This is a genomic window from Phenylobacterium sp. (assembly GCF_028290885.1).
Lineage (GTDB): Bacteria > Pseudomonadota > Alphaproteobacteria > Caulobacterales > Caulobacteraceae > Phenylobacterium.
Map to the genome: position 1 here is coordinate 12,776 of NZ_JAQGIZ010000047.1, position 16,625 is coordinate 29,400.

Sequence of the window (16,625 nt, forward strand, 5' to 3'; positions counted from 1 at the left end):
AGTGCTAGCGTACTCGCCGACGCTGCGGCAAAATGGCGACGCGCTCCCACCGCCATGAGGTGCTTGTTCGTGCGCGACGTCATTCAGGCGTTAACTCTCCCGGGGCCGAGGCGACCAGATCAATGCGTAGAAGTCCATTGGCCTTGCTCGATCCCGCGCCGGGCGAAGCGTCGCCGGCTGATTTGGCGGCGCGCGACATGAATGCCTGCCGCAGCCGCTTCGCCGAGAGCCTGAGGGCCGCCGAGTCGCAGGACGATCCCTACCGGCACTGGCTGTTGCGTGACGTCCTGCCCGACGACATGGCCGCGGCCATGGACGCCCTGCCCTTCCCCGCGCCGACGCTGAACGGCGTATCCGGTTCGCGGGAAATCCACAACAACACCCGCCGCTACGTCGACGACGCCGCCATCGCCGCCCATCCCGTCTGCCGGAGCCTGGCGGACGCCTTCCATCATCCGGCGACGGTGGCCCTGGTCGAGGACGTGACCGGCGCCAGGCTCGACGGCTGCTGCCTGCGGATAGAATACGCCCAGGACACCGATGGCTTCTGGCTGCAGCCGCACACCGACCTCGGCGTGAAGAAGTTCACCCTGCTCTACTACCTCGGGCCCAAGGGCCAGCCCGACCTGGGCACCGACGTCTACGCGGACGCCGAGACCTGGTCGCACCGCGCGCCCTTCGAGCCGGGCGGGGCGTTGGCGTTTGTGCCCTCGGACCGCACCTGGCACGGCTTCGAGCTCCGGCCGATCCCGGTGGTCCGCAAGTCGCTGATCATCAACTACGTGACGGAAGACTGGAGGGCCCGCGAGCAGCTGGCCTATCCGGATCGCCCGGTCACCGGCCGCCGCGCGGGCTAGCGTCCCGATTCGCGCATAGCCCGCCGATGAGGCGAACTTCAAATCCAGCACACTAAGGCCGGCTTCTCACGCCACGAGCGGCAGGGTGACGATGGCCGTCACGCCGCCCGGCTTCGAGGTCAGCTCGACGTCGCCGCCGTGGGCGCGGGCTGTGGACCGCGCGATCGGCAGGCCCAGTCCCACCCCGCCGTTGTCGAGGTTGCGCGAGGAGTCCGTCCGGTAGAACGGCTGGAACACCCGGCCGAGCTCGTCGGGGGAAAGCCCCGGACCCCGGTCGGCGATCGTCACCACGGCCTGGTCGCCCTCCCGCAGCACGTCGATACGCGCCTCGCCGCCATATTTCACGGCGTTGTCCACCAGGTTCGAGAACAGCCGCTGCAGGGCCACCGGATCGCCGTCCACGGTCACCGGGCGCCCGTCCACGATCTCCACCTGGCCGCCGACCATGGCCGCGTCGTCCGCCACGCATTCGATCAGCGAAAGCAGGTCCAACTTCTCCCGGCGGCGCGGCGCGCCCTCGTCGCGGATGAAGGCCAGGACGCCGCCAATCATCTGCTCCATCTGCTCGATGTCGGCGAGCACGGCCTCCTTCAGCGCCGGCGGCGCCGCCTCCAGCTTGAAGCGGATGCGCGCCAGCGGCGTGCGCAGGTCGTGACTGATCGCGCCGACCATCGCCGTGCGGTCGTGGATGTAGCGCTTGAGCCGGGCCTGCATCTCGTTGAACGCCTGGGCCGCGGCGCCCACCTCGGCGGGACCCTTCAGGGTCATCTGCGGCGCGTGCGGATCTCGGCCCAGCGTCTCGGCGGCTTCGGCGAAGCGGCGTAGGGGGGCGGAGATGCGGCGGGAGAACAGGTAGCCGGCCGAGGCGACCAGCAGGAAGCTGCCCAGGAGCCAGCCGGAGGCCTGCATCTGCCACTCGCTCGGAAAGGCGTCCGGCTTCGAACGGACCACCGTCCACGTCCCGTCGTCCTGCTGCAGGGCTGCGGAGAAGTCGCCGAAGATCGGCAGGTCGGAGCCGCCGCCGAAGCGCCGCCAGACGTCGCGCAGCCGGTCGGGAGTCGGGTCCCCTGGGTCGCCCTGCAGGTCGCGGTCCAGTTCGAAGGGCGAACCGCCCATCGGGCCGCCGCGGTCCGGGCGGCGCGGCGGCGGTCCGCCCGCAAGGGCGCGCCGTAGACGCCAGAACGGCGAGGCGCTTTCCTCTTCCAGCCGCACGCGGGCCTCCGCAGCGCCAAGCGTCCGGGCCAGCGCCGCCAGCGTCCGCTCGTGCTCGCGGTGCGGTGCGACGAGTTCCGGCGGCAGGCTCCTGGCCGTGGTCCTGATCATCGGGTGGCCGAACCGGGTCTTCAGCGGTCCGCCATGGATCGCGGCCGCGACGTCGGCCAGCCGGTAGACCGGTGGCCGGGGCGGCGGGATCAGGAAGATGATGCCGAAGCTGATCCCCTGGGCGACCAACAGGCTCGCCAGCAGCAGGATCACCAACTGCAGGCCGATCGGCGCCCGCAGCCAGGGACGGCGATCCCTCGCCGGCCCGCCCTCGCTCACGCCCTCGTCACCTTGGCGTCGAACAGATAACCGGCGCCGCGATAGGTCTTGATGATCTCGCCCTCGACGGAGGCGTGCAGCTTGCGCCGCAGGCGGCTGATCTGCACGTCCACCGCCCGGTCGAACACCTCGCTTTGCGACCCGCGGGCCTGCTCCAGGAGCTGGTCGCGCGACAGAATCCTCTGCGGGTTCTCGAGGAACACGCTGAGCAGGGAGAACTCCCCGCCGGTGAGCAGGATGGTGGTGCCGTTCGGCGCGCGCAGCTGGCGGCGCAGGGTGTCCACCACGAAGCCCTGGAAGTGATAGGTCTTGCCGCGCCGCGGGGCTCCTCCGCGCACCTCGTCCAGCCTGCGGAACACGGCCCGGACGCGCGCCAGGAGCTCACGCGGGCTGCAGGGCTTGGGCAGGTAGTCGTCGGCGCCGAGCTCCAGGCCCAGCACCCGGTCCACCTCGTCGCCCATGGCGCTGACCATGACGATCGCGGGCCCGCCGGTCTCCGACAGCCGCCGGCAGATGGACAGCCCGTCCTCGCCCGGCAGCATGACGTCGAGCACGATCAGGTCGATGGGCGCCGCGGCCAGCGCCAGTTCCATGGTGGCGGCGTCGCTTGCCGCATGGAGCTGGTAGCCGTGCTCGCGAAGGTAGCCGACCACCTGTTCGCGCAGCTGCGAGTCATCGTCGACGACCAGTATGTGGCGGGCGGGAAGGACATTGGCTTGGGTGTTCATGGCCTCTCCTTCCTGATCATTGTGGCGCCGGGACTGCGGCGACGCCACAATCCTTATGAGTCTGCGGCGGCGAGGCGCGGCTCACAGTCTCGCAGCAGCCAAAGACGGCCGGAGCCCGCTTTTCGGGCCCCGGCCGTTTCGGCGTCAGGCGGTGACGGCCTGAGCGGAGGAGGTCGTCGCGCCGGTGTCCGAACCGCCGCGGTTGTGCGCGGCCCGGAACGCGTCGATCGCCGTGCTCAGCTCCGTGGCGCTGAGCTGGCCGTCGCCGTTGGTGTCCAACGCGCTCATGGCCGAGGTCAGGCTGTCGCTTGAACTCGAGCCGAGGGCTGTCTGGATCTCGCTGGCGCTGAGCTGGCCATCGCCGTTGGCGTCGACCGCCCCGAGCATTTGGCTCGCCACGTCCGTGCTACTCGACGCGGCGTGGTGCGCATGATGCGCGTGGGCCCTCTGGGCCTTCTCGCTCGGGGCGTTCTGGCCCACCGACGCCGAGTTCTGGGCGTCCAGCGCGCTGCTGAGTTCGCTGGCGCTCAGCTGGCCGTCACCGTTGGTGTCGAGCTTTGAAAACGCCTGGCTGAGCGCGTCCGCGCCCGAAGTGGTGTCCTGGCCGAGCGCCTTCTCGATTTCATCGAGGCCGAGCGAGCCATCGCCGTTGGTGTCCGCCGTGCTGACGAGCCGTGCCGCCACATCCGAGCTGGACGGCGGCGCTTCCTGCGCCGACAGCAGGGAGGCCAGGGTCTTGGCCGTGAACTGGGCCGCGCTCGGGCTGCTTGACGGCTGGGTCGACGACGGGCTTGTCGTCGCAGAGGTGGAGTCGGCGCCCGGCACGTCTTGCCCAGCTTGGGCGCCCTGTTGCTGGAGCAGGAGGCTGAGCAGTCGCTGCGCGTCGCCCCCTCCGTAAGCTGTTGGAGTTGAAGATATTTGCATCTAAGCCTCGCATAGGGTTTCAAAGGATGCGCGCCGATTTTGCGCCCCGAGGGGCTCGCCGCGCGTCGCGAGCTATGCAAATCTGAGGGAAGTATAGAACGTGGCCAATTGTTGCGATCCTCAATGCAAAGGCGACACAGGAAAGACGCTGTCGACCTTCGGCAAAGAGATATCCACAGGCGAAAGTCATTCGCTGGACACAATCATGCTCGATCGATCAGTCCGTCGTGAGGGATGCAAGTAAATGACTGGGTATTTTTCGCCGGGCGCTTCCAGGATTTCGGGTCAGCGGCGGCGTTGGGCGCGTATCCTGCGATTCGGACCACCCCTGGTCAGCGTCACGGCTCTGGTCTGGGCCGGCCAGGCCTTCGCCCAGACGACCATCAGCACCGACACCACCGCCCCCCTCGCGACATCCAAGACCGGCGACCTCACGATCGCCGCCGGCGGCACGGTGAAGCCCGCCTCCGGCGTGGCGGTGACCATCGACAGCAACAACGCGGTCACCAACTCCGGCGTCATCCAGTTCCAGAACAAAGACAACGTCACGGGCGTGCTGATCCAGGGCGGCAACACCGGCTCGCTGACCAACAACAACACCATCCAGGTCGATGACACCTCTACCACGACCACCGATTCCAACGGCGTCGTCCACGGCCCCTTCGCCTCGGGCACCGGCCGGTACGGCGTGCGGGTGGTGGGACCGGGCGCCTTCACCGGCTCGCTGACCAACTCTGTCGGCGCTTCGATCACGATGAAGGGCGACAACTCTTTCGGGGTTTCCGTGGAGACGGACCTCATCGGCTCGATCAATCAACTGGGCACGCTGACCATCCAGGGAACCAACAGCGTCGGCCTGCGCACCACCGGCGCGGTCATCGGCGACGTGAATCTGACCGGGGTCACCAGCGCGGCCGGTCAGGGCACGCAGGCCGCGTCGCTGGGCGGCGACATCTCCGGCGCGCTCCTGATCAACGGCACGGTGAGCTCGAGCGGCTACCGCTATCAGACCCGCAGCACCGACCCGACTTTCCTCTCGCACCTGACGGCCGACGACCTTCTGCAGGGCGGCCCGACCGTCACCGTCGCCGGCAGCGTCGGCAAGGGCATCCTGGTCGATGCAACCAGCACCACCGACACCAGCGGCGTCGTCACGTCGGTCGCCGGCAGCATCAGCTCCGCGGCCGCCGCGCCAGCCCTGGTGGTCGGCGCTGTCGGCCGCGACGTGCACATCGGCGACGTCGGCACGGGCGTCGACGCCTTTGGCATCGAGATCAAGGGTTCGGTGCTCGGCAGCGGCATCTACGACGGCGTCAGCGCTTCGGCCATCCAGCTGGGCGTCGCCGGCGGCGGCGCGGTCACCACCGGCGACGGCATCCGCATCTCGGGCACGGTCGGCGCCACGGCTTACGCCGCCAGCGCCACGGCCTTGCAGCTCAACTCCGGCGTGGCGGCCCCGGTGATCCGCAACGAAGGCAGCCTCGCGGCGATCATGAACTCGGACGCCGCGGGCGCCGCCGCCCGCGCCCTGGTCATCGGCGCCGGCGCCAATGTGGCGGTCCTGCAGAACGCCGCGACCCTCAGCGCCACCGTGGCGGGCCAGAAGGCCGACGCCATCGCCATCACCGACAAGTCCGGAACCCTGAGCGAGATCGAGAACATCGGCCTGATCACCACCAGCCGGACCATCACGGACATCACCCAGGCCGTCACCGGCAAGTCCATCGCCATGGACCTCTCGGCCAACACCGGCGGCGTTCACATCGTCCAGACCGACGTGGCCGGAGACACGCTCGTGCCCGCGATCCAGGGCTCGGTGCTCCTGGGCTCCGGCGCCGACCGGGTGGAGATACTCGGCGGTTTGCTCATCGGCGACCTCGACCTGGGCGCCGGGGCCAACACGCTGACCATCGACGGCGGCGCGATTGTGAACGGCGCGCTGAACGCGCAGGGCGGCACGGTCGCCCTCTCGGTCGGGACAGGCTCACTGACCATCAAGAGCCCAAGCCAGCTTTCGCTCACCAGCCTGACGCTGGGGTCGGCTTCGAGCGTCATCTTCACAGCCGATCCGGCGACCAATACGGCCACCAAGCTGGACGTCGCCGGGACCGCGACCATCGCCAGCGGCGCCAAGATCGGCGTTCGGCTGGACAGCATCCTGCAGAACAGCGCGACCTACACCCTGATCCACGCCAATCAACTGAACGCCGGCGCCATCGACTCGAGCCTCCTGGGCAGCGTGCCGTTCCTCTACGATTCCAGCCTGAAGACCGACACCGCGGCCGGCACGGTCACCGCCACCCTGTCGCGCAAGTCGGCCGCCGAGCTTGGCCTGCCGACCACCACCGCCGGGGCCTACGAGCCGCTGGTCCAGAACATCAGCAAGGACACCGGCCTCGAGGGCGCGCTGCTGGCCCAGACCACGCGCGCGGGCCTGATCAATCTCTACAACCAGCTGTTGCCCAACCACTCGGGCAGCATCTTCAACATCGCCGCCGCCAGCGTCAGCGCCTTCTCCCGCCCGCTGGACGACCGGCAGGACCCGGTGGGCGGCGGCTTCTGGCTGCAGGAGACCAACCTCGGTATCTTCTCCGACGGCAAAAACGACGACCCCGGCTACAAGGGCTGGAGCGTCGGCGCCGTCGGCGGCTATGAGATTCCGCGCACGGCGTTCGGTATCCTGGGCGCGACGTTCGGAATCAGCGCCAATCAGATCTACCCCGACAACGTCGACAGCGCCGAAGACCTGCACACCACCCTGATGGACGCCGGCATCTACTGGCGCACCACCCACGGCGGCTTCTCGGCCAACGCACGGCTGGGCGGCGACTACATGAAGGTCTCCAGCAAGCGGGTGGTCGAGGTGCTGGGCGGCGACGGCCTGGCGGTCTCGCGCACCGCCAACGGAGAGTGGTCCGCGTACGGATTCAACGCCCGCGGAATGGTCGCCTACGAGAAGCGCTTCGGCCGCTACTACCTGCGCCCACAGCTCAGCCTCGACTATATGCAGCTGATGGAGGGCGCCTACACCGAGACCGGCGGCGGCGACGGCATGGACCTTTCCGTCAAGTCGCGAACCAGTTCGCGGCTGGCGGCCTTCGCAGGCGTCGCCTTGGGGGCAACCTACGGGCCGACCAACTCCTGGGGGCCGGAGGTGCTGGTGGGCTACAAGGGCGTGGCCAGCCAAAGCCTGGGCGACACCACCGCCCGCTTCGTCGGCGGCGGCGACGCCTTCACCCTGCGCTCCGACGACATCGGCGGCCAGGGCGTGGCCGCCCACATCTCCCTCAAGGGCGAGAACGGTTCCGGAGGCTTTGCGGTGGAAACCGGCGCGGAGACGCGCGACGGCCTGGCGATCTACGATCTGAAGCTCGCCGGCCACGTGCAGTTCTAGCTCTAGCTAGGCGTTGCCGGGCCCCTTGGCGCCCGGCGCCTGCCGGTGGCGCCCGGGGACCAGCGGCTCGACGTCCGCGGCGAGCGCGATCCGCACGGCCGTCGACAGGCTTCGGGCGTCCAGCTTCTCCATCACATTGGCCCGGTAGATCTCCACGGTCCGGACGCTGATGTCGAGCTCGTAGGCGATCAGCTTGTTGGGCAGGCCCGCCAGCAGGCCGCTCATCACCTGCAGCTCGCGATTGGTCAGCTTGGCGACGCCGGCGCGCGCCCGCGCGGTCATGGCGCGGTCCTCGGTGGTGGTTTCGAGCCTGGCGAAGGCGTCGCCCGTCGCCTCGATCAGGACGTCGTTCAGGTAGGGCTTCTCGAGGAATTCGAATGCGCCGTTCTTCATGGCCTGCACGGCGGTCGAGACGTCGCCCTGCCCCGTGAGCACGATCACGGGCGAGGTCACGCCGCGTTCCGTAAGCTGGCGCTGGACTTCGATGCCGTCCATCTGCGGCATGTGGATGTCCAACAGGATGCAGGCGGGGATCGTCGGGTCCAGCTTCTCGAGGAAGTCGACGCCGGACGGATAGGTGAACACGCTGTAGCCCAAGCTCTCAAGAAGCAGGCTGGCCGATTCCCGCACGTCATCGTCGTCGTCGACGATATGCACGGTCCGTCTACTCGGCATGATGGTGCTCCCTGGATGCCGATGGAATCGTGAAGCGAAAGTCCGCGCCGCTCTCCGACCACTCGAGCCACATGCGGCCGCCATGCGCCTCGACGATGCGGCGGCAGATGGACAGGCCGACCCCCATTCCGGTGGTTTTGGTGGATAGGAACGGAGAGAACAGCCGCTGGGCGAAATCCGGCGTCATGCCTGGGCCGTTGTCCCGTACAGAAACCTCGACCATGCCGCGCCGGGTGGCGGTGCTGATGATCAACAGGCGCGGCAGGACGGTGTCGCGCATGGCTTCGATGGCGTTGCGGATCAGGTTGACCAGGATCTGCTGGATCTGGATCCGGTCGGCGAGCACGCGATCGGCCCTCGGGGACAGCTTGAGGCGGACCTCGACCTGCTGGGCCTTGGCGTTCGGCGCGGCGAGCGCCACCGCGTCCTCGATCAGCGGATTGAGCTCCTCGATACGGGCGTCGGCCTCGCCCCGGGCGATGAAGTCGCGCAGTCGACGGACGATCTCGCCGGCCCGGACCGCCTGGCCCTCCGCCTGGCTGGCCGCCCGCACCACCCGCGCGCGCGCCGCGTCATCGAGCGCCTCTCCGCCATCCCCCAGCATGATCTTCAGCGCGCCGACCGAATTGCCGATCGCCGTCAGCGGCTGGTTGAGTTCGTGGGCGAGCGCGGCAGCCATCTCGCCCATGGCGCTGAGGCGCGAGACGTGGGCCAGTTCGGCGCGCAGCTCCGTCAGGCGATCGCCGCGCAGGGCGAGTTCCTCCTGGGCGCGACGCTCCTCGGTGACGTCCCGGTAGATGCCGATGGTCCGGACGTGCGCGCCTTCCGGCGAATAGAAGAACCGGCGCACGCCCTGGAAGTCGCGGATCTCGCCATCGGCGCGGCGCATGCGCACGCTGTCGGCCTGTTGCTGTCGGCCGGCCGCGATGTCGTCGTCCCGAGCCGGATCCGCCGAGACCACTATGGCCCGAAGCCGATCGATGTCGCCCTCCAGCCCACCTTCAGGTAGGCCGAGGAGCCGTTCGAAGCCGCCTTCCGCGATGAGCTTGCCCGTCGTCAGGTCGGCGTCGGCGATCCCCAGGTCATAGGCGCCCACGGCGAGCCGCAGCCGTTCCTGGCTCTCCCGTAAGGATGCTTCGGCGAGTTCGCGCTGCGCAAGCAGCTCCTTCAGCTCCTGGTTGGCGCGTTGGATCTCCGCCGTGCGTTCGACCACCCGCTGTTCAAGCTCGACGTTGATCGCGCGGCCGCGGGCCTCGCTCTCCCGCAGCAACACCGTTGTCCGCTCCTGCTCCGCAACGCGGGCAGAAAGATTGCTGTTGAGGACTGTGAGCTGGGAAGGCGATGGCAGCTCAAGCAGACGCGGGACGAGTGGCCACAGAGCCACCGCCGTAACGACGGAAAGGCCGGCGGTCAGCAACTTGACCAGGCCTTCGATGCCGTAGGCCGGCACCCAGAGCGTGAGGATAGAGAACAGGTGGGTCGTCCCGCAGGCCAGGATGAAGGCCCCGAAGAGCATGCCCATCCAGGCGTATTGCCGCAGATCGCGCCGTTCCCGGATGAACCAGGCGAGGGCGACGGGTATCGAAAAATAGGCCAGGCCGATGGCGGCGTCCGAGCCGGCGTGCAGCGCGACAAGCCCGGGCGCCCAACTCAGGCAAAAGCCGTGCGGCGTCAGGCCGGACGGGTTCAACAGCCAGTTCAGGATCGACCCGTCGGATTGGCCTGCGCCGATCATTTCAGCCTCCTTGCACGGCCCGGCGGCAGACGGTCACGCCACGCGCTCGGGCCCACCGATCCGCGAAGGGGAAGGCGAGGATTCCCGGCCACCGGCGCCGAGGATCAGGACGATGTCCACGCCGATCACAATGAAAACCGCAAGTCGGTCCGACCGCCGGCAACCCTGCCGCGAGCGCCAAGTCCATGTCCGCCCCGAACATCTGTCCTCGCAAGCAAGCAGGTCACACTACCGAAGCGCAGGCCAGCACGAATATTGTCGCAACCCCCAGGGATTGCGCGGCGGACGCGCGGATGCCTCCCGCGACCTCGGCAGGCGGCGCGGAAACTTGGCAATAACCTGCGTCGCCCGAACCCCTGTTACCTAGTAGAACCCCTAGGTTGGCCGGCCCTTCGCCCGCATCTACGATTCCCCTCCCGTCCTGTTCCGCATCCCGTGGCGCCGGCGGCGAGGATTCGCGGCGTGCCGGCAGCCACCCCGCATCAGGCGAGCGCCGTCGTCGTCGCCCGGGACCCGGCGCTTGCGGCCGCCCTCGAACTGGCCCTGCAGGCCGCCGGTCTCAACGCCATCGTCCATGACCCCGCGAAGGGTCTCGACGACCTGCCCCTGGACGGTGCGGCGGCGCTGATCGTCGACCATCAACTGCTGAAGCCCGGCCCGACGGCCTTCGTCGCCCGCTTGCGCGCCCGGCCGTGGGACGGATTGGTGATCCTGATGACCGATGACGGCGTAAGGCTCCGCGCCGCCTTCGAGCGCGCCTTGGGGATCGCTATCCTGGAGATGCCGTTCGTCGGCGCCGAAATGATCGCCGCCATCCGCGCCGCATGGCCCGCGGACGGGGGCGAAGCGCCGGAATCGTGAGCTTCCCGCTCGCCGCTGTTCACATCTCTGGAGGCCGCTGGCGCACCCGACACGATTCGAACGTGTGACCTTTGCCTTCGGAGGGCAACGCTCTATCCAGCTGAGCTACGGGTGCATTGACAGCGGAGGCTTCCTCTAGCCGAAAGCCCCGCCCGCCGCAAACCATCCCTCCCGCGAAGGGGATGAGGCCTCAGGCGCCCTTGACGCTGTCCCAGAAGGTCTTGGCCTTGCCGGCGAAGTTGGCGTTCTTCGGATGCTGGGCTTCGCTGCAGAGGCCGGAGAATTCGCGCAGCAGCTCCTTCTGGCGGGCCGTCAGCTTGGCCGGCGTCTCGACGAACAGCTCCACCACCAGGTCGCCGCGGTCGCGGGAACGGAGCGAGGGCATGCCGCGGCCCTTCAGGCGCACGGTGCGGCCGGTCTGGGCGCCCTCCGGCACCTTGACCGCCAGCTTGCAATTGCCGTCGCAGTTCTCGCCGCCCATCAGGCAGGGCGCTTCGATCTCGCCGCCCAGGGCCGCCACCGCCATCGGCACCGGCACGGTGCAGAGCAGGTCCAGGCCGTCGCGCTCGAACAACTCGTGCGGCCTCACCGAAATGAAGATGTAGAGGTCGCCGCGCGGGCCGCCCCTGGTCCCACCATCGCCTTCACCGGCAAGTCTTATGCGCGCGCCGTCGTCGACGCCGGCGGGGATGCGCACCGAAAGCGTCCGCTCGCGCCGCACCTGGCCCATGCCGTGGCAGTCCGTGCAGGGATCGAGCACCAGCCGGCCCGAGCCGCCGCAGCGCGGGCAGGCGCGTTCGATGGAGAAGAAGCCCTGCGTCGCCCGCACGCGGCCCTGGCCGCCGCAGGCGTTGCAGGTGGTGGGGCTGGTGCCCGGCTTGGCGCCCGAGCCGGAGCAGGGCTCGCAGGTCATCGCCACCGGCACGGTGATCTCGACCTCGGCCGAGGCGTAGGCCTGTTCGAGGGTGATCTCCAGGTCGTAGCGCAGGTCCTGGCCCCTGGCCGGGCCCGAGCGCTGCTGCTGGCCGCCGCGGCGGCCACCGAACATGTCGCCGAAGACGTCGCCGAACACCTCGTTGAAGATGTCGCCCACGTCGTGGAACTGGGCGCCGCCCGGTCCGCCGCCGGAGCCGTTCACGCCGGCATGGCCGAAGCGGTCGTAGGCCGCGCGCTTCTGCGGATCGGAGAGGATCGAATAGGCCTCGTTGATCTCCTTGAAGCGGCCCTCGGATTCCCCACAGCCGCCGTTGCGGTCGGGATGATGCTCCATGGCGAGCTTCCGGAACGACGCCTTCAGCGCGCTCCCGTCGCAGCCCCGCTCGACACCCAGGATCTCGTAATAGTCGCGCATCAAACCGTCAGACGTTTGAAGTGTGGCTGGAGGGAAGGTGGGAAAACCCCCGCCCGGCTGCAAGGCCCAAAATCCAGGAGGAACTGGACCGAGCGAGCGGGGGTCCCTAGTCGCGCAGAAGCGGCGGCGACGTCCCCAGTGGCGAACTCATGGCATTGAGCGTGTGAGGTCGCCATGGGGCGCGTTGTCACGCCGACTTCTTGTGGTCGTCGCCGTCGACTTCCTCGAACTCGGCGTCGACCACGTCCTCGCCGCCAGCCGCATGGGCCGCGTCCGCGTCGGAGGCGGGGCCTTCGCCGGCGGTCTGTTGGGCGTTGTACATCGCCTCGCCGAGCTTCATGGAGGCCTGGATCAGCGTCTGGGTCTTGGCCGCGATCACCTCGGAATCGCCGCCGTCGACCACGCCCTTCAGGTCGTCGAGCGCGGTCTGGATCGCCGTGCGCTCAACCTCGCCGACCTTGTCGCCGTGTTCGGCCAGGGCCTTCTCGGTGGAGTGGATCACTGCGTCGGCCTGGTTCTTGGCCTCGACGCCGGCTTTGCGCTTCTCGTCCTCGGCCTTGTTGGACTCGGCTTCCTTGACCATGGCGTCGATGTCCGCGTCGGAGAGGCCGCCGTTGGCCTGGATGCGGATCGACTGTTCCTTGTTGGTCGCCTTGTCGCGGGCCGAGACGTTGACGATGCCGTTGGCGTCGATGTCGAAGGTCACCTCGACCTGCGGCACGCCGCGCGGCGCGGGCGGGATGCCGACCAGGTCGAACTGGCCCAGCATCTTGTTGTCCTGCGCCATCGGCCGTTCGCCCTGGAACACCCGGATGGTCACCGCCGACTGGTTGTCGTCGGCCGTGGAGAAAGTCTGCGAGCGCTTGGTCGGGATGGTGGTGTTGCGCTCGATGAGCGGCGTGAACACTCCGCCCAGCGTCTCGATGCCCAGGGTCAGCGGGGTGACGTCCAGCAGCAGCACGTCCTTGACGTCGCCCTGCAGCACGCCCGCCTGCACCGCCGCGCCCAGCGCCACGACTTCGTCGGGGTTCACGCCGGTGTGCGGCTCACGGCCGAAGAAGCTCTTCACCGTCTCGATCACCTTGGGCATGCGGGTCATGCCGCCGACCAGGATCACTTCGTCGATGTCGGATTTCTTCAGGCCCGCGTCCTTCAGCGCCTGCTCGCAGGGGCCGACGGTCTTGGCGACCAGGTCCTCGACAAGGCCCTCCAGCTTGGCGCGGGAGAGCTTGATGTTGAGGTGCAGCGGGCCGTTGGCGTTCATCGAGATGAACGGCAGGTTCAGCTCGTACTGGGTGGTGAAGGAGAGTTCCTTCTTGGCCTTCTCGGCCTCTTCCTTGAGGCGCTGCAGGGCAAGCTTGTCCTTGCGCAGGTCGACCGAGTTCTCCTTCTTGAACTCGTCGGCCAGGAAATCGACGATCCGCAGGTCGAAGTCCTCGCCGCCCAGGAAGGTGTCGCCGTTGGTCGACTTCACCTCGAAGACGCCGTCGCCGATCTCCAGGATCGAGACGTCGAAGGTGCCGCCGCCCAGGTCGTAGACGGCGATCTTCTTGCCTTCGTTCTTCTCCAGGCCGTAGGCGAGCGCCGCAGCGGTCGGCTCGTTGATGATCCGCAGGACTTCGAGGCCCGCGATCTTGCCCGCGTCCTTGGTCGCCTGGCGCTGGGCGTCGTTGAAGTAGGCCGGGACGGTGATGACCGCCTTTTCCACCTTCTCGCCGAGGTGCTGCTCGGCGGCTTCCTTCATCTTCTGCAGGATGAAGGCGGAGACCTGCTGGGGCGAATAGTCCTTGCCCTGGGCCCTGACCCAGGCGTCGCCGTTCGGGCCCTTGACGATCTCGTAGGGCACCATGTGCTTGTCCTTCTCCACCACGGGATCGGCGTACTGCCGGCCGATCAACCGCTTGATGGCGAAGAGGGTGTTGGAGGGGTTGGTCACCGCCTGACGCTTGGCGGGCTGGCCGACCAGGCGCTCGCCGTCTTCCAGGAAGGCGACGACGGACGGCGTGGTCCGCGAGCCTTCGGCGTTTTCGATCACCTTCGGCGTCTTGCCGTCCATGATGGCGACGCACGAATTGGTCGTGCCGAGGTCGATACCGATAATCTTGCTCATTGAGAGTCTAGCTCGCTCCTTGTTGGCGGACGCTACGGGGAAGCCTTCCTACGAAGCGCCTCTGTTTTGCAACGTCCCCGGTTCGATCAGGTCTCCGCTGGCTCTACAGTAGGTTTCCCCGCGCGGAACCCAGCGTTGCAAGCCGATATGGGGAAAATAGGCGCGCTCGCAAGGGTGAAAATCCCCTATTGCCTCAGGGAGATGACTCAAACCGAGCGCCAGGCGGAGGCGGTTTCGGCGTAGAGGCGGCCCGCGAACGGCGTCGCCGCGCCGCGCGAGGCCAGGAAGGCATGCTCAACCACGCTCGCCTGCTGCTCGATGTTGAGCTCGCCGAACGGCGGGCCGGAGGCCAGGTCATAGGCGTAGGCGGCCGCCGAATCCCCGGCGCGCAGCTTCGCCAGCGGCAGGAAGACGCCGCGCTGCGCCTGCCAGACATGGGTCAGCTCGTGGACGAAGGTCGCCTGCAGGCCGAGCGGCGCGGCGGCGAAGTCGCTGAGCGCCTGGTGCGCCGGCCAGACCATCAGCGACGGTCCCGCCACGAAGGCGCGGCGCCAGACCGGGATCGCCAGCAGGCGCACCCGCTGCGCGTCGAGCCCGCCACCGAACATCTCGTCGGCCAGCGTCCGTTCGGCGGCGGTCAGCGGGCGCCGGGTCAGGGGCGGCATGGTCTGCGGGCGGCGCATCTTACGTCGTCACTTTGACTCCCTGCGTCCTGGCGCCGCAGGATCGGCTTCACAACGACAACCCGCTGCGGAGGCTCCCCATGGTCACTCTCACTCGCGCCGAAGGCAATTGGGCCGGCGATCTCGACCTGACGCGGCGTTCCATCGCGCTGGCGCTGGCCGGCGGCTACGCGGTGGCGGCCTTTTCCGCCGAGGCCGACCCGATCCACACCGACGACAAGGGGCTGGTGACCGAAACGGTCGAGATCCCCACCGCCGACCGCAAGATTCCCGGCTACCTCGCCCGCCCCGCCGGCAAGGGCAAACACCCGGTGGTGTTCGTCTATTCCGAGGTCTTCGGAGTCCACGAATGGGTGAAGGACATCTGCCGCAGGCTCGCCAAGGCGGGCTATGTGGCGCTGGCGCCGGACCTCTTCATCCGCACCGGCGACCCGTCCAAGACCACCGACATGAAGGTGGTGATGGATATCGTGAAAGCGCAGCCCGACGCCCAGGTGACCTCCGACACCGCGGCCTCCCTGAAATACCTCGCGGCCCAGCCCTATGCGGATATGAAGCGGCTGGGCGTCACCGGCTTCTGCTGGGGCGGCGGGGCGGTCTGGGTCGCTTGCGAGCGCTTCCCGGAGTTCAAGGCGGGCGTCGCCTGGTATGGGCCGCTGAAGGCGGGCCCCTATCCGCGAACGCCTCCCATCGACCTGGTCAAGGACCTGAAGTGCCCGGTGCTCGGTCTCTATGGCGGCCAGGACAAGGGCATCCCGGCGGCGGATATCGAAGCCATGCGCGCGGCGATCAAGGCGGCCGGCAAGACCGCAGAGATCGTCGTCTACCCGGACGCCCAGCATGGCTTCCTGGCCGATTATCGCCCCAGCTACAACGCCGAGGCCTCCGCCGACGGCTGGAAGCGCATGCTCGCCTTCTTCAAGGCGCACGGCGTGGCCTGACGCCGCGTCGCCGCCGCTAGTGCGGCGGCTCCTCTGGGGCCGGGGGCGCGCTCTGGAGGATTTCGCCCACCTTGTCGGGCGGCGGGGCCGGCAGATTCAGCGTCGGCGGCGGGGCGGCGCCTGAGGCGGCCAGCTTGGCGGCCGCCCTGGCCTCCTTGTCGGCCTCCTGCTTGGCCTTTTCCTCCGGCGTCAGCTCCGGCGGCGGGGGCGGGCCCTCGATGCGTTCCTGGCTGAGCGGCGTGGCTTCGGTGGCCTGGATGGGCGCGAGCCCACTGTCGCCCCTGGCCCTTTCGCCCGGCATGCGGCCGCGCTGCGGCGCGTTGACCACGCCGAGCGTGAAGGCGGAAAGCGCGACGAGCACGAGCAGGCCGCCGACGACCTGCAGCACCCGATGGGGCATGGACCATTGCATGGCGCGGACCCTAATGCCGCCGGTGCGCCAGCGGAAGCCCGGGAAATCGTGAGGTCGGGGCGGTCAAAGTAAACGCCCCTTAACCCTCTGGCGGCCAAACAGGACCGGTTGATTTCCAGTGGGAGTGGTTCGGGCATGGCGCGGGCGGCGCGGAAGACCGGCATGGCCTTGCTTTGGCACATCGCGGGCCTTGCCTGGTCGCACCCGGGGACGGCGCGCCTGCGGGGCGGCGTCATGGCCGCGGCCGGCGCCGCGTTGGCCGTCGCCTTCGCCACCTTCAACGCCGCTGATCCCAGCCTGAACGCCGCCAGCGCCGCTGCGCCGACCAATGCGCTGGGCGCGCCGGGCGCAGCGCTAGCCGACCTGGGCGTCCAGTCCCTTGGCCTCGCCTGCGCCTTTGCCGTGCTTGCTA

General features: G+C 68.7%; 14 protein-coding genes and 1 tRNA gene. 5 read left to right on the top strand and 10 right to left on the bottom strand.

Features of this window, described 5'->3' with window-relative positions:
- Positions 1–197 precede the first annotated feature (197 nt).
- Positions 198–857 (top strand): hypothetical protein, encoded by a 660-nt coding sequence (locus tag JWP28_RS04190; RefSeq protein ID WP_299540300.1) that lies wholly within the window; start codon positions 198–200, stop codon positions 855–857.
- A 66-nt stretch (positions 858–923) separates the two neighbouring features.
- On the opposite strand, the gene JWP28_RS04195 is transcribed toward JWP28_RS04190, so the two are convergent.
- The 3 genes from JWP28_RS04195 to JWP28_RS04205 form a co-directional block, all read right to left on the bottom strand.
- The gene (locus JWP28_RS04195) at positions 924–2,399 is read right to left on the bottom strand and encodes an ATP-binding protein (RefSeq protein WP_299540303.1); all 1,476 of its coding nucleotides are present in this window, start codon (positions 2,397–2,399) and stop codon (positions 924–926) included.
- Entirely contained in the window at positions 2,396–3,127 is a 732-nt protein-coding gene (locus JWP28_RS04200; protein ID WP_299540306.1) for a response regulator, read from the bottom strand. Before JWP28_RS04200 ends, JWP28_RS04195 begins: the two co-directional genes overlap by 4 nt.
- Positions 3,128–3,271: 144 nt before the next feature.
- Positions 3,272–3,952, bottom strand: coding sequence for an EF-hand domain-containing protein (locus tag JWP28_RS04205; protein WP_299540309.1), 681 nt, complete (start codon positions 3,950–3,952; stop codon positions 3,272–3,274).
- A 343-nt stretch (positions 3,953–4,295) separates the two neighbouring features.
- On the opposite strand from JWP28_RS04205, the gene JWP28_RS04210 reads away from it, so the two are divergent.
- Positions 4,296–7,445 carry an autotransporter outer membrane beta-barrel domain-containing protein gene (locus JWP28_RS04210; protein ID WP_299540311.1) on the top strand — a complete coding sequence of 1,050 codons (3,150 nt, stop codon included), beginning with the start codon at positions 4,296–4,298 and terminating at the stop codon, positions 7,443–7,445.
- 6 nt (positions 7,446–7,451) lie between these two features.
- On the opposite strand, the gene JWP28_RS04215 is transcribed toward JWP28_RS04210, so the two are convergent.
- Both JWP28_RS04215 and JWP28_RS04220 read right to left on the bottom strand, forming a co-directional pair.
- Positions 7,452–8,120, bottom strand: a complete 669-nt coding sequence (locus JWP28_RS04215) for a response regulator (RefSeq protein ID WP_299540313.1) — start codon at positions 8,118–8,120, stop codon at positions 7,452–7,454.
- Entirely contained in the window at positions 8,110–9,855 is a 1,746-nt protein-coding gene (locus JWP28_RS04220; protein ID WP_299540315.1) for an ATP-binding protein, read from the bottom strand. The genes JWP28_RS04215 and JWP28_RS04220 overlap by 11 nt, the downstream gene beginning before the upstream one ends.
- Positions 9,856–10,317: 462 nt before the next feature.
- On the opposite strand from JWP28_RS04220, the gene JWP28_RS04225 reads away from it, so the two are divergent.
- Complete coding sequence (locus tag JWP28_RS04225; protein WP_299540318.1) at positions 10,318–10,716, top strand: hypothetical protein; 399 nt, start codon at positions 10,318–10,320, stop codon at positions 10,714–10,716.
- A gap of 38 nt (positions 10,717–10,754) precedes the next feature.
- On the opposite strand, the gene JWP28_RS04230 is transcribed toward JWP28_RS04225, so the two are convergent.
- The 4 genes from JWP28_RS04230 to JWP28_RS04245 all read right to left on the bottom strand — a co-directional run bounded on the left by JWP28_RS04230 (position 10,755) and on the right by JWP28_RS04245 (position 14,860).
- Positions 10,755–10,831, bottom strand: a tRNA-Arg gene (locus JWP28_RS04230).
- A 75-nt stretch (positions 10,832–10,906) separates the two neighbouring features.
- A complete protein-coding gene (gene dnaJ, locus JWP28_RS04235; RefSeq protein ID WP_299540320.1) occupies positions 10,907–12,067 on the bottom strand; it encodes a molecular chaperone DnaJ in 1,161 nt (386 codons plus the stop codon).
- Between the two features lie 187 nt (positions 12,068–12,254).
- A complete protein-coding gene (gene dnaK / locus JWP28_RS04240; protein WP_299540323.1) occupies positions 12,255–14,177 on the bottom strand; it encodes a molecular chaperone DnaK in 1,923 nt (640 codons plus the stop codon).
- 206 nt (positions 14,178–14,383) lie between these two features.
- Complete coding sequence (locus JWP28_RS04245) at positions 14,384–14,860, bottom strand: hypothetical protein (RefSeq protein ID WP_299540326.1); 477 nt, start codon at positions 14,858–14,860, stop codon at positions 14,384–14,386.
- 80 nt (positions 14,861–14,940) lie between these two features.
- Between JWP28_RS04245 and JWP28_RS04250 the strand changes: the two genes are divergently transcribed.
- The gene (locus JWP28_RS04250; RefSeq protein WP_299540329.1) at positions 14,941–15,801 is read left to right on the top strand and encodes a dienelactone hydrolase family protein; all 861 of its coding nucleotides are present in this window, start codon (positions 14,941–14,943) and stop codon (positions 15,799–15,801) included.
- Positions 15,802–15,817: 16 nt separating this feature from the next.
- On the opposite strand, the gene JWP28_RS04255 is transcribed toward JWP28_RS04250, so the two are convergent.
- Positions 15,818–16,213: a hypothetical protein gene (locus JWP28_RS04255; RefSeq protein WP_299540332.1), complete on the bottom strand. Its 396-nt coding sequence runs from the start codon at positions 16,211–16,213 to the stop codon at positions 15,818–15,820.
- A gap of 162 nt (positions 16,214–16,375) precedes the next feature.
- Between JWP28_RS04255 and JWP28_RS04260 the strand changes: the two genes are divergently transcribed.
- The coding region (locus tag JWP28_RS04260; RefSeq protein WP_299540335.1) for a DNA translocase FtsK 4TM domain-containing protein at positions 16,376–16,625 on the top strand (250 nt) is incomplete at its 3' end.